General features: G+C 66.8%; 17 protein-coding genes and 1 other RNA gene. 13 read left to right on the top strand and 5 right to left on the bottom strand.

The genetic code is table 11. From position 1 onward, the window contains the following. Positions 1-9: 9 nt before the first annotated feature. Entirely contained in the window at positions 10-1212 is a 1203-nt protein-coding gene (cobA, locus tag J7396_RS09445; RefSeq protein WP_014090928.1) for a uroporphyrinogen-III C-methyltransferase, read from the bottom strand. 164 nt (positions 1213-1376) lie between these two features. On the opposite strand from cobA, the gene J7396_RS09440 reads away from it, so the two are divergent. The 3 genes from J7396_RS09440 (at position 1377) to J7396_RS09430 (ending at position 3010) form a co-directional block, all read left to right on the top strand. Beyond that, positions 1377-2360: a LysR family transcriptional regulator gene (locus J7396_RS09440; RefSeq protein WP_008574681.1), complete on the top strand. Its 984-nt coding sequence runs from the start codon at positions 1377-1379 to the stop codon at positions 2358-2360. A gap of 8 nt (positions 2361-2368) precedes the next feature. Then, positions 2369-2650, top strand: coding sequence for a hypothetical protein (locus J7396_RS09435; RefSeq protein WP_031424117.1), 282 nt, complete (start codon positions 2369-2371; stop codon positions 2648-2650). An 87-nt stretch (positions 2651-2737) separates the two neighbouring features. Beyond that, positions 2738-3010, top strand: a complete 273-nt coding sequence (locus J7396_RS09430; protein WP_136732892.1) for a hypothetical protein — start codon at positions 2738-2740, stop codon at positions 3008-3010. A 484-nt stretch (positions 3011-3494) separates the two neighbouring features. Here the strand turns inward: J7396_RS09430 and J7396_RS09425 are convergent, their stop codons facing one another. Then, on the bottom strand, positions 3495-4691 hold the full coding sequence (locus tag J7396_RS09425; RefSeq protein ID WP_209261353.1) for a GAF domain-containing sensor histidine kinase: 1197 nt from the start codon (positions 4689-4691) through the stop codon (positions 3495-3497). Positions 4692-4994: 303 nt separating this feature from the next. Here J7396_RS09425 and J7396_RS09420 point away from each other — a divergent pair, with 303 nt between their 5' ends. The 3 genes from J7396_RS09420 to J7396_RS09410 all read left to right on the top strand — a co-directional run bounded on the left by J7396_RS09420 (position 4995) and on the right by J7396_RS09410 (position 9232). After that, positions 4995-5432, top strand: coding sequence for a DUF2946 family protein (locus tag J7396_RS09420; protein WP_029820159.1), 438 nt, complete (start codon positions 4995-4997; stop codon positions 5430-5432). Between the two features lie 195 nt (positions 5433-5627). Then, on the top strand, positions 5628-7631 hold the full coding sequence (locus tag J7396_RS09415) for a TonB-dependent receptor (protein WP_209261419.1): 2004 nt from the start codon (positions 5628-5630) through the stop codon (positions 7629-7631). Then, complete coding sequence (locus tag J7396_RS09410) at positions 7631-9232, top strand: PepSY domain-containing protein (RefSeq protein WP_209261352.1); 1602 nt, start codon at positions 7631-7633, stop codon at positions 9230-9232. The genes J7396_RS09415 and J7396_RS09410 overlap by 1 nt, the downstream gene beginning before the upstream one ends. 126 nt (positions 9233-9358) lie before the next feature. Here J7396_RS09410 and J7396_RS09405 read toward each other — a convergent pair whose 3' ends face one another. The 3 genes from J7396_RS09405 to J7396_RS09395 all read right to left on the bottom strand — a co-directional run bounded on the left by J7396_RS09405 (position 9359) and on the right by J7396_RS09395 (position 13743). Then, entirely contained in the window at positions 9359-10084 is a 726-nt protein-coding gene (locus tag J7396_RS09405; protein WP_031424105.1) for a phosphoadenylyl-sulfate reductase, read from the bottom strand. Continuing rightward, positions 10081-11787, bottom strand: coding sequence for an assimilatory sulfite reductase (NADPH) hemoprotein subunit (cysI, locus tag J7396_RS09400; protein ID WP_209261351.1), 1707 nt, complete (start codon positions 11785-11787; stop codon positions 10081-10083). Before cysI ends, J7396_RS09405 begins: the two co-directional genes overlap by 4 nt. 108 nt (positions 11788-11895) lie before the next feature. Further along, the gene (locus J7396_RS09395; RefSeq protein WP_209261350.1) at positions 11896-13743 is read right to left on the bottom strand and encodes an assimilatory sulfite reductase (NADPH) flavoprotein subunit; all 1848 of its coding nucleotides are present in this window, start codon (positions 13741-13743) and stop codon (positions 11896-11898) included. Between the two features lie 179 nt (positions 13744-13922). Here J7396_RS09395 and cysD point away from each other — a divergent pair, with 179 nt between their 5' ends. The 7 genes from cysD (at position 13923) to J7396_RS09360 (ending at position 25072) form a co-directional block, all read left to right on the top strand. Beyond that, entirely contained in the window at positions 13923-14831 is a 909-nt protein-coding gene (cysD, locus tag J7396_RS09390; RefSeq protein WP_031424099.1) for a sulfate adenylyltransferase subunit CysD, read from the top strand. A 62-nt stretch (positions 14832-14893) separates the two neighbouring features. Then, positions 14894-16807: a sulfate adenylyltransferase subunit CysN gene (gene cysN / locus J7396_RS09385; protein WP_206516384.1), complete on the top strand. Its 1914-nt coding sequence runs from the start codon at positions 14894-14896 to the stop codon at positions 16805-16807. Positions 16808-16866: 59 nt separating this feature from the next. Next, positions 16867-16940: non-coding RNA, sX9 sRNA (locus J7396_RS09380), on the top strand. 268 nt (positions 16941-17208) lie between these two features. Continuing rightward, positions 17209-18279: an efflux RND transporter periplasmic adaptor subunit gene (locus J7396_RS09375; RefSeq protein WP_029820154.1), complete on the top strand. Its 1071-nt coding sequence runs from the start codon at positions 17209-17211 to the stop codon at positions 18277-18279. Continuing rightward, positions 18276-21401 carry an efflux RND transporter permease subunit gene (locus J7396_RS09370; RefSeq protein ID WP_122272408.1) on the top strand — a complete coding sequence of 1042 codons (3126 nt, stop codon included), beginning with the start codon at positions 18276-18278 and terminating at the stop codon, positions 21399-21401. The genes J7396_RS09375 and J7396_RS09370 overlap by 4 nt, the downstream gene beginning before the upstream one ends. Before the next feature lie 352 nt (positions 21402-21753). After that, complete coding sequence (locus tag J7396_RS09365) at positions 21754-24435, top strand: M1 family metallopeptidase (protein ID WP_209261349.1); 2682 nt, start codon at positions 21754-21756, stop codon at positions 24433-24435. Positions 24436-24502: 67 nt separating this feature from the next. Continuing rightward, the gene (locus J7396_RS09360) at positions 24503-25072 is read left to right on the top strand and encodes a GNAT family N-acetyltransferase (protein WP_209261418.1); all 570 of its coding nucleotides are present in this window, start codon (positions 24503-24505) and stop codon (positions 25070-25072) included. The last annotated feature ends 31 nt before the right edge of the window (positions 25073-25103 follow it).

Genomic DNA, 25103 nt, shown 5'->3' with positions numbered 1-25103 from the left:
CCGTCGGGATCAGGCTGCGTGGGCCAGTGTGGGCGTGTGGGGCGTTGCGCCGGGTGAGTACGGCGGCAAGGCGCTCAGCGGCGCGCTGCCGAACCAGTGCAGCGTCTGCGCCAGCGTCGCCACCTCGCCCAGGATCAGCAGCGCCGGGGCGGCCACGACATGCTGCCGGGCGCTGGCGGCCAGGCTGGCGAGCGTACCGGTGATTATGCGTTGCTGCGGGCGCGAGCCGTTTTCGACCAGCGCAAACGGGGTGGAGGCTGCGCGCCCGGCCTGCAGCAGGCGCTGCTGGATGGCGTCTAGGCCGGCCACGCCCATGTAGAAGGCCAGCGTCTGCCGCTCCTGGCCGAGCGCCTGCCAGTCCAGCGTGTCCAGCGAATCCTTGCAGTGCGCGGTGATCAGGCGCAGCGATTGCGCGTGGTCGCGGTGGGTGAGCGGGATGCCGGCATACGCAGCGCAGGCGATGGCTGCGGTGATGCCGGGAATCACCTGGAAGCCGATACCGTGCGCGCGCAGGAATTCCAGCTCTTCGCCGCCGCGGCCGAACACGAACGGGTCGCCGCCCTTCAGCCGCACCACGCGGCGACCGGCGCGGGCGTGGTCCAGCATCAGGGCGTGGATCTGTTCCTGCCGGGTGCTATGGCCTTGCGCCGACTTGCCCACCTCGATGAGGTGCGCGCCGTGCCGAGCCAGGCGCAGGATCTGCGGGCTGACCAGGCGGTCGTGCAGCACCACCTCGGCCTGACGCAGTGCGCGCAGCGCATGCCGGGTGAGCAGGCCGGGATCGCCGGGGCCGGCGCCGACCAGGCTCACGTTGCCGGGCGCCAGCGTGCCGATCGGGCTGCGCGGTGCGGGGGAGCGCGCAGGAGCCGTTGCCGACGCCGCAGGCGTCGCGGCGTGGGTCAGCAGCCGGTGGGCGCTGGCCGCATGGCGCAGGGCGTCGTTGAGCGCTTCCGATTCGCTGGCGGCAATAGTGAGCCACAGCGGTTGGTCGGGTTGCGCCAGCCATGCCGGGTCGAACCGACCGGCCAACCAGCGCAGCTGCCCGGCCTGCGCCCAGTGCCGCAGCTGCGCCGTGAGCTCGGGCGCGCCCACCAGCGGCAGCGCACCGGCCTGCAGCAGCTGGGCAGTGGCGCGTTCGGCATCGGCACCGCCGCCGACCACCAGGACGGCACGGCCACGCAGGTCGGCAAGCAGCGGGAACGCAGGAGTCACGGTTCGGCAGCATCCTTGAGGAAGGGCCAGACCGTAACGCCGGCTTATAGCCGTCGGAAATGACTTCATCCATCCTAAAAATAGCGTTCGGTTATAAGCTGGCCCGCAGAACTCCTCTACAGTCGAAGTCCTTGTAGCGCCTCGCGCTTTTTTGGATATAAGCCATGACGCTGACCCAACTTCGCTATCTGGTGGCCATTGCCGATGCCGAGCTGAACATCACCCTGGCCGCCGCGCGGGTGCACGCGACCCAGCCCGGCCTGTCCAAGCAGCTCAAGCAGCTGGAGGACGAACTGGGCTTTCTGCTGTTCGTGCGCAAGGGACGTAGCCTGGACGCAGTGACGCCGGCCGGTGTGGAAGTGATCGAGCGCGCGCGCGCGGTGCTGTCGGAGGCCAACAACATCCGCACCTATGCGGCCAACCAGCGCCGCGAAAGCCAGGGCCAGCTGACCCTGACCACCACCCATACCCAGGCGCGCTTCGTGCTGCCGCCGGCGGTGGCACAGATCAAGAATGCCTACCCGCAAGTGAGCGTGCATCTGCAGCAGGCCGCCGAAAGTGCGGCCCTGGATCTGCTGAGCCAGGGCGATGCGGACATCGCGGTGGTCAGCACCGCCGGTGGCGAGCCGAGCGCCGGCATCGCAGTGCCGCTGTACCGCTGGCGGCGGCTGGTGGTGGTGCCGCGGGGGCATGCACTGGATCACCCGCGCACGGCACCGGACATGCAGGCGCTGGCCGAGCATCCGCTGATCAGCTACGAATCCTCCACCCGGCCGGGCTCGTCGCTGCAGCGCGCGTTTGCGCAGGTGGGGCTGGAGCCGAGCATTGCGCTGACCGCGCTGGATGCCGATCTGATCAAGACCTATGTGCGCGCAGGGCTTGGCGTGGGATTGGTCGCGGAAATGGCGGTCAATGCCTTCGACGAGGACCTGCGCGCCTGGCCGGCGCCGGCGCCGATTGCCGAGTGCATCGCCTGGGCGGTGCTGCCGCGCGACCGCGTGCTGCGCGACTACGCGCTGGACCTGGTGCATGTGCTCGCGCCGCAAATCGACAAGCGCGACCTACGCCGCGTGCTGGACGGCAATCAGGCGCCCAACTGGCCGTTGCCGCCGACCTGGGAATCGTTGACCCAGACCATCACCAGTTGAGCGGCACGATGACCGAGCCCTTGCGCCCCGCACTGAGCAGGCTGTGGTCGTCCGAGCCGGACGGCGGCATGTCGCTGCAGCTGTCGGCCAGCATCGCCGGCCGCGAACATGAGGTGCTGACGGTGCTGGCCGACCCGCGCGACGAAGCGTTATGGGTGGCGGTGCAGGCGGGCAGCACGCGCGTGCAGATCCCGCTGGAAGTGCTGCGCAAGGCGCTGGACGTTGCGGCCGAGGATGTGCATTCGGCCGAGTGGTTCGCGCGCCAGGATGCGGATGCGTCCGACGTCTGAGGCCGGGATATGGGCGGCTAGCACAGCCCACCGGGCAGTGGTCAGGCGATGTGGACGGCGCACGGGAGGGAGCCGGAGTGGACGTGCGTGCATGCCCCTTCCAAACGCTGGCGGCTTGGCCGTGTGATCGGTGCGTTCGCGATGACCTCGGTGCTGCACTGCAGCGCAATCGCCGCAAAAAAATATCCGCAGGATCAATGGGATGCGTGCCTGCCCGGCAGCGCTGCCATGCGTGCTGTGGGTGATTTTCCCTACCCGTGTCAGGGCGATGCAGTCGGTGTCGACCGGGCGCATCAAGTTGCGCGCTGCGTTGTCGAAAACCCTTATAGCAACCATGACGCGACACTCTCGAACGTCTAGGGGTGGACGGCGCAGAGCTGGCGATGCAGGTGATCGCATTGCCGGTGTGTTTCGCGGTGTCGTCGAAGGGTTGCTAGCGCTGTCGCATCACTGTTGCGCGAGGCTGTGCACAGAGCGGCTGGCGCATCCGGGTCCCTGGGGAGAGGCCTGGCGTGCTTGGCGGCGGACCCGGGTCGGGAGCCCGGGTCCGCTTTTTTTATGTTCCGCAGCGAGCATCGGTTAAAGATGGAACAGCGCCAAGTCCTGCCCCATGCACGGCAGGCAGTGCGCGATCGGAGCCGGTGCTGGATTCTGACACCTGCGGCGAGTGGCCGGGTCTGAGCGGTCGCCACTGAGGCGCGACTTGGCGTGGCGCGGGCAGCTGCAACGTCGGCTCGATGGGATGGAGGGTTCGCGCGTTGAGGTCTGGCCACAGACCGGTGCCCCACTAGGTGAGACCCAGGCGTTCGCCGCGCAGCCCGAACACGCGGCGAGCCACACATCTCTAGGCCAACGGAATCCGCACCGAAAAACAGGTGCCGCCCTGCGGCCGCGGCCGGACGTCCACTTCACAGCCCAACGTCTCGGCAGTGCGATGCACGATCCACAGGCCGATGCCCAAACCGTCGCTGCGCGGGTCGGCCTGGCGGAACGCCTGGAAGACCTGCTCGGGTTGGTCCATGTTCAAGCCGATGCCGCTGTCGATGATCTCCACTTCCGCAAAACCGGGGCGGCGGCGGGTGCCGACCAGCACGCGGCCACGCTCGGTGTACTTGATGGCATTGCCGACCAGGTTGCCGATCAAGGTGGTCAGCAGTGTGGGGTGGCTGCGCACGCGCAGCGAGGTGTGCACATAGCGAAGGGCCAGGTACTTGTCGATGGCCGGTTGACGCCACACGCCGAGGATCGAATGCAGCACGTCTTCCAGCTGCAGTGGCTGCAGGTCCGGCATGGCGGCCTCGCTTGCGGCGGCCAGCGTGGCCAGCTCGTCCAGGCTGCGGCCGACCAGGCTGATCGCATCGCGTGCGGTCACCAAGGTCGGAATGGAATCGACGTTGGCATGCCGGCGCATCTTGTCGATGGCGTAGGCGGCGGTGCGCAGCGGGGTCTTCAGATCATGTCCGGCGATGGCCATCAGGCGGCTGCGGTAGCGATCGGATTCCTCGGCGATGGCCAGTGCGCGGCGCAATTCCAGCTGCGCCATGGTCTGGCGTGCCAATGCGCGCAGGGCTTCCACCTGCTCCTCGGTGAGTTGGCGCGGCTGCCGGTCGAGCACGCACACCGTGCCTAGCGGCAGGCCGTCGGGTGTCTTCAACAAGGCACCTGCATAGAAATGCAGCGGCGCCTCGCCGGTGACCAGCGGGTTGCGCGCGAAGCGGATGTCATGGCGCGTGTCGGGCACCACCAGCACATCGTTCTCGAGCAGCGCATGCGCGCACATCGACTTGAACAGCGGGGTTTCGCGCTCGCCCATCCCGAGCTCACTCTTGAACCACTGGCGGTCCGCATCGACCAGGCTGATCAGTGCGATCGGCGTCTGGCAAATGATCGAGGCAAGCCGGGTGATGTCATCGAAGGCCGCTTCGCGCGGGGTGTCGAGAATGCCGTAGCTGCGCAGCGCCTGCAGACGCAATGCTTCGCTGGGGGGCTTGGGTGCGCAGGGAAGCGGTTCGGCCGCTCGATCGGACAGGACGGTACTCATGCGCGCGGCTACAGGGTGGAAGCGGCAAGCATAGGGCATGCCAAGGCCGATCGTGTGCTTGCGGTCACAGAGGCGGGACGAAAGTGTGACTGCCGACCAGGACGGCGGCGCGTGGACGGGGCCGGCATGCGGTAAACGGGCCTGGGGCTGAAGCGGCAGGCCCATCCGGTTCTGGCGCGCCGGCTCCGGCGCATGCTTGGGCGCGGGTCATCCGGGGATGACCGGGACAGCCAGGTGCGACATGCGGTCGCGCATCGGCCGCGACCATCGCCCCGGCCTGCGTGGCGGCTTACACTTCGAGGCATGCTGCGCTTGTCCCGTCGCCACCGGTTGTTGCCCCTGCTTGCCTGTCTGGCGGTGGTGCTGATGCTGGTCGCTCCGCTGATCAGCCGCTGGAGCCAGGCGCAGCCGATCGAGCCGATGTGCATGGGTGCTGCGGCACTGTCTGCAGAGCGCGCGCTGCATGCCGGTCATCGAACCCAGCCGCCCGGTCTGGCTGCGGACGTGCACTCCGGCGCCGTAGTGAACATGCCGCACGCCGGCACCCATGATGCAGCGACGCATGGCGAAGCCTGCGATTACTGCGTCCTGGCCGCACGCTTGCTGCCATTGCTCATCGTGGCGTTGCTGTGCCTGCTGCAACTGCGGCCGACGCCGGCTCCGGTGTTCACCCAGGCAAGCGCACGCTCGGTCTTTCGATGGGCCGCACTCGGCGCACGTGGGCCACCATTGGGCGCATAAGGTGGCCCCTGTGCGGGCGTCCACGCAGCAAGGCCCCGTACGCGCCTGAGGTTGTCGGCGCCCCTGCCGGGCAGTGCGGACGACTCGCTTCTTATCGAGTGATGCCGATGCGCGCCGCGATGGTGGCAGCGCACGGCTGTGCGGCCGTGCAGCCACGGCGAAGGGTTGGTCATGCGTTTGCGGTTGTTGAAAACGATGTGGTATGCGCCGTCGTTGGCGCTGGTGTGGGGGCCTGCATGCGATGTGCAGGCGCAAGACGCCGCACTCACGCTGGGCAAGGTGCAGGTGAGCGAACATGCGCAGCGCAGCCCGAGCACGGCGCGCGTGCTGAGCTCGGTGGATGTGATCGGCGGCGAGCTGCTGCACGATCAACATGTGGACTACAGCTGGGAACTGCTGATGCGCGCGCCCGGGGTGCAGGTCACCCAGTTCCGCATGGGCACCGATGCGGGGCGCTTTTCGTTCCGCGGATTCAATGGCGAGGGGCGCATCAATGCGGTGAAGCTGCTGATCGACGGCATCCCCAGCAACGATAACGCCGGCGCCATGCCGTACCTGGACGCGGTGTTCCCGCAGGACATCAGCGCCATCGAGATCGTGCGCGGCACCAACGACGCGCGCTATGGCCTGAATGCCATTGCCGGCAGCGTGGACGTGCTCACCCGTACCGGCGGCAACGACGGCCGCTTGAGCGTGACGGCCGGCAGCTTCGATGCGCGCGAGGTGCAACTGAGCAAAGGTTTCGAACAGGGCGCCTGGAGCCAGAACTACGTGCTGGCCTGGCGCGACTCGGACGGGTATCGCGATCATGCCGACGCACGCAAGCGCAGCGTGGCGGGCAAGTGGTTCTACACCGACCCGGACGGCGCATTCCGCGCGGGGCTCACCACGCGGTACTACGACAACCATGCCTTGGAAGCCGGCTATCTGGATGCCGCCACCGCGCGTGCGGCGCCGCGCAGTTCGCCGGACTATGCGCAGAACGACCGAAGCGAGCGTCGTCTGCGCCAGACTGCGTTGCATGCGGACGGTGCGCTCGGTGAGCAGGCGCAATGGAGCGCCAAGGCCTACCAGAACGACTACCGCAACCAACGCTGGGTGCGGTTTTCTGCGGCCGGGCTGCAGCAGGAACGCGATACCGACGAAACCCATCGCGGGCTGCTGCTGCGTAGCAACTGGCAGCCGGACTGGGGTGCGCTGCAGGCCAACCTGGAAGCCGGGGTGGATGCGCAGTGGCAGGCCAACCAATCGCAGCGGTATCGCACGGTGGCCCGTGTGCGCGGGGCACAGCTGCGCGATTGGGACTACGACCTGCGCACGCGTGGCGCGTATGTGCAGGCGGTGCTGACCCCCATTGCGCGCCTGCAGCTGGTGCCGGGGTATCGCATCGATCGTGTCGATGGACAGCTGCACGACGTGCTGGCCGGCAGCATTGCGCCGGTCTACGACTACGGCACCATCAAGCAACCCAAGTTCAGTGCGAGCTACCGCGTGGGCGAGCAGAGCAGCGTGTATGCGAACTGGGGGCGCACCTTCCAGATCGGCAGCGGCGATGGCGCCTACCGTCGCCAGCCCGGCAACCTCGGGCCCTCGATCAACGACGGTTGGGAGACCGGCTTCAAGTTCGCGCCGTCGTCCCTGCTGGATGGGCGCCTGGCGTATTGGGAGCAGCGCGCATCCGGGGAGGTGGCGACCGTTCTCGGCGTCAATGGCGTGGTCGGCATCGGCGATGTGGCCAATGTCGGCCGTACGCTGCGGCGCGGCTGGGATGCGCAGCTCAACCTGCAGCCGGCCGAGCATTGGCGTGCATGGGTTTCGTATTCGCGGCAGAAGGCCAGCATCGTCACGCCCGATCCGAGCGCCCCGGCCACGCGTGGCAAGGAGATCGAAAACGTGCCGCACTGGTTGGCCACCGCCGGGCTGGAGTGGCAGGTCAGTTCGTCGGTGCAGGTGAGCGCCTGGGGCAACGCACAAGGCGATTACTACCTGGAACGCACCAACACGTTGGGCCGCACCGGTGGCTACGCCTTGCTCAACCTGGGCGCGCGCTGGGCGGTGGACGCGCGCAATGCGCTCAGCCTGCAGCTACGCAATGTCACCGATCGCGCGTATGTGTACGCCTGGTACGACAGCGGCAGCTCCGGTTACTCGCCCGGCGATGGGCGTGCGTTGTCGGTGTCGTGGGATTGGAGCTTCTGATGCATGCAACGATTGACCACGGTGGCGTGGACGAGTCGCGCCAAGCCAGCCGCTGGCGCTTCTATCGCGCGGTGTGGCGTTGGCATTTTTATGCCGGGCTGCTTGTGCTGCCTTTCATCATCTGGCTGGCGGTGACCGGGGCTGCGTTCCTGTACCAGGACGCCATTGACCGCAGCGTGCACCACGGGTTGAAGGTGGTGCCGGTAGGCGATGCGCGCCTGCCCGCGCAGCAGTTGGTTGCCGCTGCACAAGGGCGCTACGGCGGCCGCTTGTTTGTGTACACCACGCCCAAACGCGCCGATGCGAGCGCGGAGATCGGGTTGGTGGATGCGCACGGCGTGCGCCAGGTGGTGTATGTCGATCCGTACCGTGCGCGGGTGTTGGGCGCCTTGCCCGAGCACGGCACGCTCAGCTGGACGATCCGCCGGCTGCATAGTCTTGCGCTGGTGGGGCCATATGCCCGTGGCCTGATCGAAATGGCCGGCGGATGGGCCATCGTGCTGGTGCTCACGGGCGTGTATCTGTGGTGGCCGCGCGGGCGACGCGGCGGCGTGATCAGCGTGCGCGGCAAGCCGACACAGCGGCTGTTCTGGCGCGACCTGCACGCAGTGACCGGTGCCGGGGTTGGTGCGATCCTGCTGTTCCTGGCGCTGACCGGCATGCCGTGGTCGTGGCTGTGGGGTGCGCAGGTCAATCGCTGGGCCAATGGGCATGATTTCGGCTATCCCGCCGGGCTGCGCGTGCAGCAGCCGATGTCGCAGCAGCGCTTGGCCGACAGTGGCGAGCCGGCATGGTCGTTGCGGCAGGCGCGCCTGCCGGAATCTGTGGTGCCTGCACAGCCAACTGGCGCGGTGGATGAGCACGCGCATGGCGAGCACGCGCGTGCGTTGCAGGTGGGCGACGAGCATCCCGAGCGTTCCCGGCAGGGAGCGCTCACGACAAGCGCAGCGCATGCAGGCCATGAAGAACACGCAGGGCACCTGGCCCAGGCGGAGCACGCGGCCCAACACGCGCATTCGGCAGACAACGCGCATGCCGATCACGGCGACTCCGCTGGATTCGCTGCGCCGGGACGCGGCGCGATCGGTCTGGATGCAGCGATGGCGCGTTTCGAGGCCCGCGGCATCCAGCCGGGATATAGCGTGGCGCCGCCGCGTGGTGCGACCGGGGTCTATACCGCGTCGGTGTACCCGGCCGATCTGCAGCGGCAGCGCGTGATCCACCTGGATCAATACAGCGGTGCGGTGCTGCTGGACATGCGTTACCGCGACTACGGGCCGCTGGCCAAGCTGCTGGAATGGGGCATCAACGTGCACCTGGGGCAGCAATACGGCACTGCCAATCAGTTGATCCTGTTGTTCGCCTGCATCGCCATCGTGCTGTTGTGCGTCAGCGCGGCGGTGATGTGGTGGAAGCGCCGCCCCAGCGGGGGCCTGGGTGTACCGCCGTTGCCGGCCGACCCGCGCACGCTACGCGGCTTGATGGTGCTGCTGGTGCTGTGCGGGCTGATCTTTCCGCTGGTCGGCCTGTCGTTGTTGCTGATGTGGGCGTTCGATCGTTACTGGATGCGGCGCACGCACACCGGTGCCCCGGCGCGGTGACGGGCGCGCCGGTGCATGAGCACAGCGCGCAGTGCACCACCATTGCATCCTGGATGCAGCCTGCCCATGCAGCTGTAGCACATGCTGGTCAAGCGTCACCCGCACAGGTGCACGTGGCCGCTGCCGCTAGATATCTTCGTGGATGCCGCACTCGCGCTTCAGGCCGAAGAAACGCGTGTCTTCCTCGCGCATGCCGGGCTCCCAGCGACGGGTGGTGTGGAAATCGCCGATGGACACGTAGCCTTGTTCCCAGAGCGGGTGATACGGCAGATCGTGTGCTTGCAGGTATTGCCACACATCGCGATCGGTCCAGTCGGCGATCGGGCTGATCTTGTAGCGCTCGCCGCGCTTCTGCACGATCGGCGTCTGCGCGCGGCCGCCGGACTGGCTGCGGCGCAGGCCGGTAAACCAGGTGCCCACCTCGAGTTCGTCCAGGGCGCGCCGCATCGGTTCGACCTTGCGCAGGTTGTTGTATTGATCGATGCCGACCATGCCCTGTTCCCACAGGCGGCCGTGGCGCGCTTCCATCCAGGCGCGGCTGACCAGCGGGCGATACACCTTGAGGTTGAGCTTGAGTCGCTCGGTCAGGGCATCGGCGAAGCGGTAGGTTTCCGGAAACAGATATCCGGTGTCGATCAGGATCACCGGAATGTCGGGGCGTTGCTGACTGAGCAGATGCAAGGTGACGGCCGATTGCGCGCCGAAGCTGGACGACAAGGCCGCGTTCTGCGGGCCATGCTGCAGCGCCCAGGCCACGCGTTGGTCGGCGCGCAGCCCTTCCAGCTGCGCATTGAGCGCGTCCAGATCGTCGAACGCAGAAGAGGTAATCGATGCAGCAGGCAGCGCGGTCATGCGAGCAATTCCAGGTCGAGGCGACGGTGCGTGGGGTAGGGTGGCAACGCGATCACGCCGGCGCGATGCAGGAAATCGCCGAAGCCTTCATCGTTGGCGTGGTCGCCTTCGGAGGCATAGCGCGCCAGCAGCGGTTGCAATGCGGCCAGGATCTCCGGCTCGTTGATGTTTTCGCGATACAGCGTATTGAGGCGTTGGCCGCGGCGGTCGCCACCCAGCATCAGGTTGTAGCGCCCGGGGGCCTTGCCGACCAGCGCCATTTCGGCCAAATACGGGCGCGAGCAGCCGTTCGGGCAGCCGGACACGCGCAGCACGATCGGCGTGTCGGCCAGTCCGTGTTGTTGCAGCAGCGGCTGCAGCGCGGCGCTGAAATCGGGCAGGTAGCGTTCGGCCTCGGCCATCGCCAGGCCGCAGGTGGGCAGCGCCACGCAGGCCATTGCGCCGCGCGCCAGGGCGGTGGCGGCGCGGTTGCCGGCATCCAGCGCGTACTGCGCCACCAGCGCGTCGACGCGTGCGCGCTCGCTGGCCGGTACGCCGGCGATCACCAGGTTCTGGTTGGGCGTCATGCGGAATTCGCCGACGTTCAACTGCGCGATTGCGCGCAACCCGCTCAGATGCGCAGCGGTGTCGGTGTCGGCAATGCGGCCGGCCGGCAAGGAGAGGGTCAGGTGCCATCGCCCGTCTTCGCCTTCGACCCAGCCATAGCGGTCGCCGTTGTGGTCGAACGCGAACGGCTGCGCCGGTTGCAATGCGAAGCCGGCGCGGCGCGCGATTTCGGCCACGATGGTGTCCAGGCCGTGGTCGTCGATGGTGTATTTGAAGCGTGCGCGCTTGCGCACCGCCCGGTTGCCGAAGTCGCGCTGCGTGGTGACCACGGCCGTGGCGATATCGAGCAACTGGTCGCGGGTGACGAAGCCGATCACGTTGGCGACCCGCGGCCAGGTCTCGGCATCGCCGTGCGAGGCGCCCATGCCGCCACCGATGCTGACGTTGTAGCCCAGCAATTGCCCATCGCGCAGGATGGCGATGAAGCCCAGATCGTTGGCGAAGACGTCCACATCGTTGAGCGGCGGTGCGGCGAAACCGATCTTGAACTTGCGTGGCAGATACCGCTCGCCATAGATCGGCTCCTCCTCGCTGCCTGAGCCGGCCACACGCTCTTCGTCCAGCCAGATTTCGTAGTACGCCCGCGTGTTGGGCAGCAGGTGTTCGGAGACGCGCGCCGCATCGGCATACAGCGTGGCATGCGCCTGCGACAGCAGCGGATTTGCGGCCACCTGCACGTTGCGATTCACATCGCCGCAGGCGGCCAGCGTATCGATCAAGGTGGCATTGATGGCCTGCATGGTGGCCTTCAATTCGCGCTTGATCACGCCATGGAACTGGAAGGCCTGGCGCGTGGTGACGCGCAGCGAATGATTGGCATAGCGGGTGGCGATGCCATCCAGTGCCAGCCACTGCGTGGGCGTGATCACCCCGCCCGGCGTGCGCGTGCGGATCATGAACTGGTACGCCGGCTCCAGCTTCTGCCGCCGCCGCTCATCGCGGATGTCGCGGTCGTCCTGCTGGTAGCTGCCGTGGTACTTGATCAGGGTCTGATCGTCCTCACGCAACGCCCCGGTCACCGCATCGGCCAGGCTCTGCTGCAACGATCCACGCAGACGGCGGCTTTCGGATTTGATGTCTTCGACGGAGTGGCTCATGGGAATCGGGAATGGGGAGTGGGGAATCGTGAAATGCGGCGCAGTTGGTCGGAACACCTCGGACATGGGCTGTTCCCATTCCCGATTCTCCACTCCCGATTCCCGGCACTAATACACATCCCGCGCATAGCGCCCCTCCACCTGCAATTGGGTGAGATACGCGGCGGCGGTCTCGGCATCCAGGGCGCCGTGAGTGGCGACGATGTCGAGCAGGGCGGCGTGCACGTCCTTGCCCATGCGGGTGGCGCCGCACACATACACGTGCGCGCCGCCCTGCAGCCAGGCATGGACCTCGGCGCCACGCGCGCGCAGGCGGTGTTGCACGTAGAGCTTTTCGGCCTGGTCGCGCGAGAACGCCAGGTCCAGCGCATGCAACTCGCCGCGTTGCAGGGCCAGCTGCCATTCGGCCTGGTACAGGAAATCGGTATTGAAATGCTGGGCGCCGAAGAACAACCAGTTACGGCCCTTGGCGCCGGTTTCCGCACGCTCCTGCACGAAGCCGCGGAACGGTGCCACGCCGGTGCCCGGGCCGATCATCAGGATGTCGCGATCGGTATCTGCCGGCACGCGGAAGCGGTGGTTGGGTTCGATGTACACCGGCGCAGTGTCGCCTTCGGCAAGCGCGGCCAGAAAGCCGCTGGCCGAACCCAGATGCGCATGCCCATGCGCCTGGTAGGCGACCTCGTCCACGGCCAGATGCACCTCATCGCCCACGCGCTTGCGGCTGGAGGCGATGGAATACAGCCGCGGGGTGAGCGGACGCAGCGCGGCGAGCAGGCCGGCGTGGTCCCAATCCGCCGGCCAGCGGCGCAGCACGTCGATCACCTGATGATCGGCGAGCAGCGACGCCAGGCCGGCAGTCTGGGTGGGGGCGAGCAACGCTTGCAGTTCTTGCGCGCCTGCGCGCTCGGCATGTGCGGTGAGAAACGGCCGCGACAGCTTGGTCAGTTCGCGCTGGGTGGCGAGCCATGCATGCAAAGCCAGTGTCTGCTCGCCGACGGTGACAACGGCGTTGCCGTCCAACCGCAATGTCTGCAGCACCGCATCGACCAACGCAGGCGGATTGCGGTGGCGGATGCCCAGCGCATCGCCCGGCTCATAGCTCAGGCCACTGCCTTCCAACGAAAATTCCAGATGACGCACGCGCTTGCCGGGGACCGCGTAGACGCGAAATCCCGGGCCCTTGAAATCGCGTCCGCTGATGATCTGATTGGACAACAGCTCGGCGGCGAACGGCTGCTGCTGCGACCACACCGGCGTGGCCGGGGTGCTGCGCAGTGGCGTGACCGTGGCCGAGTGCAGGCCGCCCTTGAGTTGCTCGCGCGCATGCGTGAGCGCCTGCGCGCGCCACGGCACGGCGACGCTGTCGATGTCCAGATCGGCTTCGCCGCGCGGCTGCACGCGGCGGCCGCCCAGTTCGGCCAGGCGCTCGTCGATGCGTCGGGCGATACCGCAAAAATCGGCATAACTGGAATCGCCCAGCCCCAGCACTGCGTACTTGAGCTCGGGCAGCTTGGGCGCGCGACGGCTGGTCAGGAATTCCACCAGGCCGATCGCATCGTCTGGCGGGTCACCTTCGCCCTGGGTGCTGATCACCACATACAACAGCCGCTCACTGGCCAGCTCGCGGGTGGGGTAGGCGTCGGCGCGCAACAGGCGCACGCTCAGACCTGCGGCTTCGGCCTCGGCGGCCAGGTGCTCTGCCTGGCGACGCGCGTTGCCGGTCTGGCTGCCGTACACCACGGTCAGGCGCTGACCTTCCAGGGCGATTGCCTGTGCTTGTCCGCCCGGCAACACGGCCAGCGCGCGCGGCGGATGGCCCTGCGCCAGCCCGGCGGTGTAACCGGACAGCCACCACAGCGATGCGGTATCCAGGCCGTCGACCAACCGGTCCAGCAGCGCCTTGCGCTCGTCGGGCAAGGGGCTGGGCGGTAGCGCGGAACTGGCGGCGGTCATTCGGATCCGGGGGATTTGATGAGAGGGACGATGTTAGGGAAGCGTTGCGCCCACCAGAAAGGAATTGCCGTTATCGCGTTATGCCGGGCGCTTATTTCGCGCAGTCATCAGGGCGGCACACACTGCAGCGCCTTGCCCTACCATCGGCTGGTCTGCCCGCCGACACCCACGACATTCCGATGACCCTGCCGCCGCTGTCCCATCTCGACCGGCTCGAAGCCGAAAGCATCCACATCCTGCGCGAAGTCGCCGCCGAGTTCCGGGCTCCGGTGATGCTGTATTCGGTGGGCAAGGACAGTTCGGTGCTGCTGCACCTGCTACTCAAGGCGTTCGCGCCATCGCGGCCGCCGATTCCGCTGCTGCATATCGATACACGCTGGAAGTTCCGCGAGATGATCGCCTTCCGCGACCGCCGCGCGGCCGAGACCGGCGTGGACCTGCGCGTGCACATCAACCCCGACGGCGTTGCGCAGGACGTTGGCCCGATCAGCCACGGTGCCGCCGTGCACACCGACATCATGAAAACCCAGGGCCTGAAGCAGGCCCTGGAGCACGGCGGCTTCGATGCGGCGATCGGTGGGGCACGCCGCGACGAAGAGAAATCGCGGGCCAAGGAGCGCGTCTTTTCGTTTCGTACCGCACGCCACCGCTGGGACCCGAAGAACCAGCGCCCGGAGTTGTGGAATCTGTACAACGCGCGCACCGGTCCGGGCGAAAGCGTGCGCGTGTTTCCGCTCTCTAACTGGACCGAGCTGGACATCTGGCTGTACATCTACCGCGAGAAGATTCCGGTGGTGCCGCTGTACTTCGCCGCCCCGCGCCCGGTGGTGGAGCGCGACGGCGCCTGGATCATGGTCGACGACGCGCGCCTGCCGCTGCGCCCTGGCGAAACCCCGCAACTGCGCTCGGTGCGCTTCCGTACGCTGGGCTGCTACCCGCTCACCGGCGCCATCGACTCCGAGGCCGACACGCTGGAAGCGGTCATCGCCGAAATGCTGGTCAGCACCAGCTCCGAGCGCCAGGGCCGCATGATCGACCACGCCCCGGGCGCATCGATGGAACAGAAGAAGCTTGAGGGGTATTTCTGATGGGCAGTGAATGGGGAATGGAGAATGGGGAATCGCAACAGCGGTTGCCGGAAGACGTCACGTTGGCGGAGAACGCTTTTGCGATTCCCGATTCCCGACTCCCAATTCCCGGCACCATCGGCGCCTACCTCCAGCAACACGAATCCAAGCCGCTGCTGCGCTTCATCACCTGTGGCAGCGTGGACGACGGCAAGAGCACGCTGATCGGGCGGTTGCTCTACGACAGCAAGCGCTTGTTCGACGATCAGCTTGCCGCGCTGGAAAGCGATAGCCGACGGCATGGCACCCAGGGCGGGGGCATCGACTATGCCCTGCTGATGGACGGGCTGGCGGCCGAACGCGAGCAGGGCATCACCATCGATGTGGCCTACCGCTATTTCGATACCGACCGGCGGAAATTCATCGTGGCCGATTGCCCCGGACACGAGCAGTACACGCGCAACATGGCCACCGGCGCGTCGACTGCCGATGTGGCGGTGGTGCTGGTGGATGCACGCAAGGGCCTGCTGACGCAGACCCGCAGGCATAGCTACATCGTGTCGTTGCTGGGCATCCGGCATGTGGTGCTGGCGGTCAACAAGATGGACCTGGTGGATTACGACGCGCAGGTGTTCGCCGACATCGCAGAAGGCTACACCGCACTTGCCGCGCAGCTGGGCATCGCCCAGGTGCAGTGCATTCCGCTGTCGGCGCTGGCGGGCGAAAATCTGTCCAGCGCTTCGACGCAGATGCCGTGGTACGGCGGCCCGCATCTGCTGCAGCACCTGGACACCGTGCAGTTGGAGTCGCCGGACGCTGGTAGCGGCCTGCGCCTGCCGGTGCAATGGGTTAACCGCCCCAACGCGCAGTTCCGTGGCTATGCGGGCACGATTGCCGCCGGCCAGGTGCGTGCGGGCGATGCGGTGGTGGTCGTGCCGTCCGGGCGCCGCACGCAGGTGGCAAGCGTGCGCGATGCCAACGGCGAGGTCGACAGCGCACGCGCCGGACAGGCAGTGACGCTGACCTTGCGCGATGAGATCGACATCAGCCGTGGCGACATCATTGCCGCCGTCGACGACCCGCCGGAGGTGGCCGACCAGTTCGCCGCGCATCTGCTGTGGATGGACGATGCTGCGTTGCTGCCCGGCCGCCCGTACTGGCTCAAGATCGGCACCCGCACCGTGACCGTGAGCATCAGCGAGATCAAGCACAAGGTCGATGTGAACACGCAGGAGCGGCTGGCCGCCAAGCGCCTGGAACTCAACGAGGTGGGTTACTGCAACCTGGCACTGGACGAACCGATCGCGTTCTCGCCTTACGCGCGCAACCGCGTGCTCGGCGGATTCATCCTGATCGACCGCCAAAGCAATGCCACCGTGGCCGCCGGCACGCTGGAATTCGCGTTGCGCCGCGCCGGCAACGTGCACTGGCAGCATCTGGACGTGGATCGCAGCGCACGTGCGCGCATCAAGGGCCAAGCGCCACGCGTGCTGTGGTTTACCGGGCTGTCGGGGGCCGGCAAGTCCACGGTCGCCAACCTGGTCGACAAGCGCCTGCACGCGCTGGGCTATCACACCTTCATCCTGGACGGCGACAACGTGCGCCACGGGCTCAACCGCGACCTGGGCTTCACCGACGAAGACCGCGTGGAAAACATCCGTCGCGTGGCCGAAGTGGCCCGGCTGATGGCCGATGCCGGCCTGATCGTGCTGGTGAGTTTCATTTCGCCATTCCGTGCCGAGCGGCAGCTGGCGCGCGAACGCTTCGACCAGGGCGAGTTCGTCGAGGTCTTCGTGGACGTGCCGCTGGCCGTTGCCGAAGCGCGCGATGTGAAAGGGCTGTACCGCAAGGCGCGCGCCGGGCAGATTCCCAATTTCACCGGGATCGACTCGCCGTACGAGGCACCCCAGAACCCGGAGATCCATCTTCACGCCGATGGTGAGAATGTAGAGGCGCTGGCGCACCATGTGCTCGAATATCTGGGACTGGAACGCTAAGCGCGGCTAGTAAAACTCCTGCGCAGCCGCCAGGCGGGCGCGGCCGGTGCTCGATCGGCATGTACCACTCGTACACTCCGGTTCTGAGTGCGCCGTCCGCACCCACCTGACTGCTCGCTACGTTTTGTTAGCCGCTCTAAGGGCGGCTAACACGACAGGGCATGCGGTCGTCAGGCAAACGCGGTGCGTGTACGCAGCGGCGGTGTATGACCCCATACACGCCGTTATTGCATACCGGCGGCGCCCGTCTGGCGAATGCGCGGCCAGGTGCTGGCCGCGCTGACCAGCGCATCGTGCCAAGGACAGCAAGGGTCTTTGGTCATGGTGCAAAGCGCGCCCTTTCTGTCAATTCATGGCGGCTAGGTCGGTAAACTTTCGACGTACCCCGCCAGGATGTTCTGATGCCTGTTCTGCCCAGCGCGCGCGTTTGCGCCGCGCTCTTGTTGGCCGCTGTCCTGGCCGGTTGTAGCCGTCAGGCCAGCACGCCGGCCGCCGCCAAACCCATTCCGGTCTCGGTGCAGACGGTGGCCACCCAACCCTGGAACTCGACCGTGCAGTCGATCGCCACCGTGCGTGCGCGCGAATCGGTGGCGCTCACCGCCGCGGTCAGCGATGTGGTGGAGCAGGTGTATTTCGACAGCGGCGACGAGGTCAAGGCCGGGCAATTGCTGCTGCGTCTGCGCGGCAATTCGCAGCAGGCGGCACTGACCGCCGCACAGGCCACCTTCGAAGAGACCGACCAGTTGTACCGCCGTCAGTTGAGTCTGGTTGGCCAGCAACTGGTGGCCAAGTCCACCGTGGACACGCAGCGCGCGCTGCGCGATGCCGCACAGGCGCGCGTGCAGCAGATGCGCGCGGAAATCACCGACCGCGAAGTGCGCGCGCCGTTTTCCGGTGTGCTGGGCATCCGCCAGATCAGCCCTGGCTCGCTGATCACCTCCAGCACGGTGATCGCCACGTTGGACGATGTGGCGCGCATGTACGTGGATTTCCAGGTGCCGGAATCGCAGTTCGGCCTGGTGCAACTCGGTAATGCCGTGAGCGGCAGCGCGGCGGCGTATCCGGGCGCGCAGTTCCAGGGCGAGGTGGTGACCATCGATTCGCGGATCGATGAGACCACGCGCTCGGTGACGGTACGTGCGGATTTCCCCAACGACGATCGCCGGCTGCGTCCGGGCATGCTGCTGGATGTGCGGCTGTTCCAGCCGGCGCGGCAGGCGGTGGTGATTCCGGAAATTGCGGTGGTGCAGGTGGGGCGCGAATCGTACGTCTTCCGGGTCAAGCCCGACAGCACCGTGGAGCGCGCCGATGTGCGGCTGGGCGAGCGCCGCGACGGCAAGGTGGAAATCCTCGAAGGCATCAAGGCCGGTGAGCGCATCGTGGTCGATGGCACCGGCAAGCTGCGCCCGGGCCTGAAGGTTGCCGATCAGGCCGCGCCCGCAGCGCCACGCCCGCAGGCGGCCGCACAATGAAACTCTCCGACCTGTCGATCACCCGCCCGGTGATGGCGGTGGTGATGAGTTTGCTGCTGATCGTGCTGGGGGTGATGTCGTTCACCCGCCTCACGCTGCGCGAGTTGCCGGCCATCGACCCGCCCATCGTCTCGGTGGATGTGGAATACACCGGCGCCTCTGCCGCAGTGGTGGAAAGCCGCATCACCCAGGTGCTGGAAGACGCGCTGGCCGGCATCGAGGGTATCTCCACCATCGAGGCGCGCAGCCGTAATGGCTCCTCCGACATCAGTATCGAGTTCGTGCAATCGCGCGATGTGGAAGCGGCCGCCAACGACGTGCGCGATGCGGTCAGCCGGGTGTCCGACCGCATGCCCGACCAGGCGCGTCCACCGGAGATTTCCAAGGTCGAAGCCGACGCCGACCCCATCCTGTGGCTCAACATGAGCTCCAGCACGATGGACACGCTGCAGCTGTCCGACTACGCCGAGCGCTACGTGGTCGACCGCTTCTCCAGCCTGGATGGCGTGGCGCAGGTGCGGATCGGCGGGCGCCAGCGCTATGCGATGCGTATCTGGCTGGACCGCGACCAATTGGCGGCACGCGAACTCACCGTGGCCGATGTGGAAGCGGCGCTGCAGAACGAAAACGTCGAGCTGCCCGCCGGCAGCATCGAATCGGCGCAGCGCGATTTCACCTTGCGCGTGGAGCGCAGTTATCTCAAGCCCGAAGACTTCGCCAAGTTGCCGTTGAACAAGGGCGAGGGCGGTTACGTGGTACGGCTTGGCGATGTGGGCAGGGTGGAGCTGACCTCGGCCGAGCGGCGCGCCTATTTCCAGAGCAATGGCGTGCCCAACGTGGGGCTGGGCATCGTGCGCAACTCCACCGCCAATGCGCTGGACGTCGCGCGTGAGGCGCGCGCGCAAGCCGAAGAAGTGCAGAAGTCGCTCCCGAAGGGCACCAACATCTTCGTTGCCTTCGATACCACCACCTTCATCGATGCGGCGGTGGAGCGCGTGTATCACACGCTGGTGGAAGCGGTGGTGCTGGTGCTGGTGGTGATCTGGGTGTTTCTGGGCAGCGCGCGTGCCGCGCTGATCCCTGCGGTGACGGTACCGGTGTGCCTGATTGCCGCGTTCATTGCGCTATACGCCTTCGATTTTTCGATCAACCTGCTCACCCTGCTGGCCTTGGTGCTGTGTATCGGCCTGGTGGTGGACGACGCCATCGTGGTGGTGGAAAACATCCAGCGCCGGATCGATCTGGGCGAACCGCCGCTGGTGGCCGCCAAGCGCGGCACCGGGCAGGTGGCGTTCGCGGTGATTGCGACCACGGCCGTGCTGGTGGCGGTGTTTCTGCCGGTCGGTTTTCTGGAAGGCAATACCGGGCGGCTGTTCCGCGAATTGGCGGTGGCGCTGGCGGCGGCAGTGGCGATCTCGGCCTTCGTGGCGCTGACGCTGACGCCGATGATGTCGTCCAAGTTGTTGCGCGCGCATGGGCAGGCCAAGCCCAATCGCTTCCACCGCTGGTTCGATGGGCGCATGCAGGCGGTGTCCGGTGCGTATGGGCGCTCGCTGGAGCGGCATGTGCACCGCACCTGGATCTTTGCGCTGTTGATGCTGTTGGCGCTGGGCGCCAGCGCATGGCTGATGGGCCGCATTCCTTCCGAACTGGCGCCGGCCGAAGACCGCGGCAATTTCCAGATCATGATCGACGGCCCGGAAGGTGCCGGCTTCGATTACACGGTGGGGCAGATGCATCAGGTGGAAGATATCCTGCGCCCCTTCGTGGGGCCGGACAAACCCATCGTGCGCGCCAACCCGCGCGTGCCCGGCGGCTTTGGCAGCAGCGAGGAAATGCACACCGGCCGGGTTAGCGTGTTCTTGCAGGATTGGGAAAAGCGCTCCCGCCCCACCACCGAAGTGGCCGATGAGGTGCAGCAGAAACTCAATGTGCTCAGCGGCGTGCGTGCGCGCACGCAGGTGAGCGGCGGGCTGGTGCGTAGCCGTGGACAACCGTTCCAGCTGGTGCTGGGCGGGCCGGATTACGCGGAGATTGCGCAATGGCGCGACCGCATTTTGCAGCGCATGGAAGCCAACCCCGGTCTGGTCGGCCCCGACTCTGATTACAAGGAAACCCGCCCGCAGATGCGCGTCAATATCGACCGCCTGCGCGCGGCCGATCTGGGCGTGCCGGTCACTGCCATCGGCGGGGCGCTGGAAGCGTTGATGGGCTCGCGCCGCGTCACCACCTTCGTCGACAATGGCGAGGAATACGACGTGATGCTGCAGGCCGGGCGCGAAGGCCGCATGTCGCCGGAAGACCTCACCGCCATTCGCGTGCGTTCCAACCGTGGCGAACTGATCCCGCTGTCCAACCTGGTGACCTTGAGCGAAGTGGCCGAAGCCGGCACCTTGAATCGCTTCAATCGCCTGCGTGCGATCACCATCACCGCCGGCCTGGCCCCGGGCTACCCGCTTGGCGATGCCATCGCCTGGGCGCAGCAGGCCGCGCAGGAAGAACTTCCCGAATATGCGCAGGTGGACTGGAAAGGCGAATCGCGCGAGTACCAGCAATCGGGCAGTGCGGTGTTGCTGACCTTCGGCATGGCGCTGCTGGTGGTGTATCTGGTGCTGGCCGCGCAGTTCGAAAGCTTCGCGCACCCGTTGGTGATCATGCTCACCGTGCCGTTGGCCGTGCTGGGCGCGCTGGTGGGGCTGTGGCTGACCGGCGGCACGCTCAATCTGTTCAGTCAGATCGGCATCGTGATGCTGGTGGGGCTGGCGGCCAAGAACGGCATCCTGATCGTGGAATTCGCCAACCAGTTGCGCGACGAGGGGCGCAGTGTGCATGCGGCCATCGTGGAGTCGGCATCGGTGCGTTTGCGCCCGATCCTGATGACCTCGATTGCGACGGTGGTCGGCGCGATTCCGCTGGTGGTGGCCGGTGGGCCTGGCTCGGCCAGCCGCGCCACCATCGGCGTGGTGGTGATCTTCGGCGTCTCGCTGTCCACGTTGTTGTCGCTGTACGTGGTGCCGGCGTTCTACAGCCTGATCGCGCCGTTTACCAAGTCGCCCGAAGCGGTGGCCCGCCAGCTGGAAACCCTGGAAGCGCAGACGCCGTCGGTGGGTGGGCATGCGTGAACGCGGTCGGCAGCGCAACGGCTGCCGGCGTCCGTCGAGGCGGGGAAGGTGTCAGGCCATCGAGGTGCTGGGCCGGTATGTGCATTCGTCCATCTGAGCGGCCGGTGTCGCTGTGCTGCGCGGTACGTTGCATGCGGCCGCGATGCCGCGCGCTGCGATACGTCTCATATGGTTGTGCACGGTAGGCCGTCGCTGCGAGCCTCATAACGGTGCCTAGCCAGGACTGGCGCGCATTGTCGCCGGTCCTGTGGGCGCGGCACAGCACGGGTGCGCGCCAGTCGCCAACCAATGGCCCATGACAGTCACGGGTGGATATGGTGCACTTCGACGATTGCCATGACCGGAGTTGTCGATGCGTCGTCTTGCCTGCCTGCTTGCTCCTTCCCTTCTCGCGTTGTGCTGCGGCAACGTGCTGGCACAGTCGTCCGGCGAGCCGGTTCCCAATGGTCGTCTACCGACCTGGGCAGTACCGGAGCGCTACAGCCTCGCGCTCAAGATCGACCCGGAGCAGACGCAATTCAGCGGCCGCACCACCATTCGCGTGCAGCTCAAGCAGGCGTCCGACCATCTCTGGCTGCACGGCAAGGAGCTGAAGGTCAGCAAGGTCACCGTCAAGCCCGGTAAGGGCAAGGGCAAGGCGCTGACTGCACGCTACGTGGAAGCCGATGCGCAAACCGGCGTGGCAAGGCTGGATTTCGGCCGCACGCTCTCGCCGCAGACGCTTACCGTGGAGATCGCCTACAGCGCGCCGCTCAACCAACAGCTGCAGGGCCTGTACCAGGTGAAATACCAGGGCAAGGCGTATGCGATGACGCAGATGGAGCCGATCAGTGCGCGCTACGCGTTCCCCGGCTTCGACGAGCCGGCGTTCAAGACGCCGTTCGACATCAGCCTGACCGTGCCCAGCGATGACCAGGCGCTGGCCAACACCATCGCGACCTCGACCAAGCCGGCCGGCAAGGGCTGGAAGACGGTGACGTTCGCCCCGACCGTGCCGCTGCCGACCTATCTGGTCGCCTACGCCGCCGGCCCGTGGGACGTGGTGGATGTGGCGCCGATGCCGGCCACCCCGCAGCGCCCCAACGCCACGCCGTTGCGCGGCATTGCCGCCAAGGGCCAGGGCCCGCGCATCACCCCCGCACTGGACCAGACCCCGGCCATCATCGCCGCGCTGGAGGACTACTACGCCTTCGGTTATCCGTTCGACAAGCTCGATCTGGTCGCAGCGCCGGACTTCAGCGCCGGCGCGATGGAAAACCCGGGGTTTGTGACCTTCCGCGATTGGCTGCTGTTGTTGGACAAGGATTCGCCGGCCGAGAACGTGCAGCGTTCCTTCAACGTCAATGCGCACGAGCTGGCGCATCAGTGGACCGGCGACACCGTGACCATGGCGTGGTGGGACGACCTGTGGCTCAACGAAGCGTTCGCGACCTGGATGCAGCAGAAGATCACCATGCAGCTGCATCCGGAATACCACGCCAATCTGGACCGTATCGGCGGTGCGCAGCATGCGATGGAAAACGACAGCCTGGTGAGCGCACGCAAGATTCGCCAGCCGATCACCGGCAATGGCGATATCGAAACCGCCTTCGACGGCATCACCTACCAGAAGGGCGCGGCGGTGCTGGCGATGTTTGAAGCCTTCGTTGGCGAAGGCGTGTTCCGTCAGGGCATGCGCGCCTATATCGCCAAGCATAAGTTCGGCAACGCCACCGCCGATGACCTGGTCGATGCAATCGCAGAAGCGGCCGGCAAGGGCGATGATTTCAAGGCCGCATTCCGCAGCTTCCTCAACCAGCCGGGCGTGCCGTATCTGCAGACCCAGGTGGCGCGCGAAGGCGGCAAGACCGTGGTCAAGCTGCAGCAGCAACGCTACCTGCCGCTGGGCTCCAGCGGCTCTGCCGCGCAACAGTGGGGCGTGCCGGTGTGCGTGAAGTACGGCAAGGGCAAGAACCAGGTTGGCACCGCCTGCCAGTTGCTTGAGGGCGGCAGCGGCAGCATCGTGCTGGAAGGCGCCGGCAAGAACACCTGGGTGTTCCCGAATGCGCGTGGCGCCGGCTATTACCGTTTCTCGCTGCCCAGCAAGCAGTTGGCGGCGCTGGGCAAGCAGGTCGGCCAGCTGGACGATAACGAACAGCTCGCCTACGCCGATGCGATCAATGCGGCGTACCGTCACGGTGATGCCGACAACGCGGCCGTGCTGGCAGCGCTCGCGCAGTTGGCGCCGTCGGCATCGGCCGATGTGTCGACCGCGTTGCTGGACCGCTTCGGGTGGATCTGGCGTTACCAGGCCACCACCGAGGCCCAGCGCGGCGCATTGCGCAAGGCCGCCGAACAGGCGTACCTGCCGCGTCTGCGTGCGCTGGGCTACACGCGGCGCAGCGGTGAGTCGATCGACGACACCGCACTGCGCACGTCGCTGGCCAGTGTGTTCGCCTTGCGTCTGCAGAACGCAGAGGTCCGCAAGGCCCTGCTGGCGCAAGGCGATGCGGTGCTGGCCGGCGGCAAGGGTGCGCTGGATTTCTCCGCCGCCAACCCGGACTTGCTCGGCACCGTGCTGGCAGTGACTGTCCAGGAACGCGGCGCACCGGCAGTGCAGGCGCTGATCGATGCATTGCGCACGCATGCCGACCCGGCCCAGCGCAACGCCATGATCGCCGCACTGGGTGCGGTGCAGGACCCGGCGCTGCTGAAGCAGGTGCGCGATTTCGCGCTGACCGACGCGATCAAGGTGGGCGAGATGAAGAGCCTGCTGATGCGCGGGCACAGCGATGAGCGTTCGCATGAGTCGATGTGGGCCTGGTTCACCGCCAACTTCGACCGCATCGTGCAACGCAGTGGCTCGTTCGATGGTGGCGGGTTGCCGGCGCTGGGTGCTTCCGGTGGCTGCAGCGTGGACGAGGCCGATCGCCTGGATGCGTTCTTCAAGCCGCGCCTGGCCAAGCTCAGTGGCGCCGACCGTGGCCTGGCGCAGACCGGCGAGACCATCCGCCTGTGCGCTGCGTTGAAACAGGCGCAAACCGCCCAGCGCTGAGTTGCGGCGTGCGGCCGGTGTGCGCAGTATCGTGGGAGTCGCTGCTGCGCATGCCATGACCAACGCAATGGACCAATCGCTGATCGTGCACGGGGAAGGCTTCGTGCTGCGCCGCTGGCGCCAGGACGACCTGGATGCCTTGGTGCGGCATGCCAACGACCCGCTGGTGCCGCGCGGATTGAGCGAGCGATTCCCTCACCCATATACCCGTGCCGATGGCGAAGCGTTCCTAGCGGGTAGGGTTGTCGATTTGCGAGACCCGGTGCTGGCCATCGAGATCGATGGCCAGGCCTGCGGCACGATCGCAGTGCGCCCAGGGCAGGGCGAACGTCGCTACTCGGCCGAGCTGGGGTATTGGATCGGTCGCCCGTACTGGGGCCGCGGCTGGATGACACGCATCGTGGGCACGTATGTCGCCTGGGCGATGCAGACACGACCGCTGTATCGCGTGCAGGCCACCGTGCTCGATAGCAATCCTGCATCGGCCACGGTGTTGCTGCGCAATGGCTTCGTCGAAGAAGGCGTCAGCCGCTGTGCGCTGCTCAAGCCGGATGGGCTGCACGATTTGCGTGTGTTCGCGCGGGTGAATCCACCCGTTGCGGTTGGCGTGCCGGTGTGCGCATCCGCCCCTGCGTGATTGCATGCGCATGATGGCCAGCTGCAGGACG

The sequence above is a fragment of the Xanthomonas sp. A1809 genome, from assembly GCF_017746015.1.
Lineage (GTDB): Bacteria > Pseudomonadota > Gammaproteobacteria > Xanthomonadales > Xanthomonadaceae > Xanthomonas > Xanthomonas euvesicatoria.
The sequence above is the reverse complement of the archived record's forward strand: the minus strand, read 5'-3'. Positions and strand labels throughout refer to the sequence as shown.

Bases quoted from the DNA above. Each gene is read 5' to 3' on its own strand.
- J7396_RS09440 (WP_008574681.1), top strand. From the start codon at position 1,377: ATGACGCTGACCCAACTTCGCTATCTGGTGGCCATTGCCGATGCCGAG.
- J7396_RS09435 (WP_031424117.1), top strand. From the start codon at position 2,369: ATGACCGAGCCCTTGCGCCCCGCACTGAGCAGGCTGTGGTCGTCCGAG.
- J7396_RS09425 (WP_209261353.1), bottom strand. From the start codon at position 4,691: ATGAGTACCGTCCTGTCCGATCGAGCGGCCGAACCGCTTCCCTGCGCA.
- J7396_RS09420 (WP_029820159.1), top strand. From the start codon at position 4,995: ATGCTGCGCTTGTCCCGTCGCCACCGGTTGTTGCCCCTGCTTGCCTGT.
- J7396_RS09415 (WP_209261419.1), top strand. From the start codon at position 5,628: ATGTGGTATGCGCCGTCGTTGGCGCTGGTGTGGGGGCCTGCATGCGAT.
- J7396_RS09410 (WP_209261352.1), top strand. From the start codon at position 7,631: ATGCATGCAACGATTGACCACGGTGGCGTGGACGAGTCGCGCCAAGCC.
- J7396_RS09405 (WP_031424105.1), bottom strand. From the start codon at position 10,084: ATGACCGCGCTGCCTGCTGCATCGATTACCTCTTCTGCGTTCGACGAT.
- cysI (WP_209261351.1), bottom strand. From the start codon at position 11,787: ATGAGCCACTCCGTCGAAGACATCAAATCCGAAAGCCGCCGTCTGCGT.
- J7396_RS09395 (WP_209261350.1), bottom strand. From the start codon at position 13,743: ATGACCGCCGCCAGTTCCGCGCTACCGCCCAGCCCCTTGCCCGACGAG.
- cysD (WP_031424099.1), top strand. From the start codon at position 13,923: ATGACCCTGCCGCCGCTGTCCCATCTCGACCGGCTCGAAGCCGAAAGC.
- J7396_RS09375 (WP_029820154.1), top strand. From the start codon at position 17,209: ATGCCTGTTCTGCCCAGCGCGCGCGTTTGCGCCGCGCTCTTGTTGGCC.
- J7396_RS09370 (WP_122272408.1), top strand. From the start codon at position 18,276: ATGAAACTCTCCGACCTGTCGATCACCCGCCCGGTGATGGCGGTGGTG.
- J7396_RS09365 (WP_209261349.1), top strand. From the start codon at position 21,754: ATGCGTCGTCTTGCCTGCCTGCTTGCTCCTTCCCTTCTCGCGTTGTGC.
- J7396_RS09360 (WP_209261418.1), top strand. From the start codon at position 24,503: ATGGACCAATCGCTGATCGTGCACGGGGAAGGCTTCGTGCTGCGCCGC.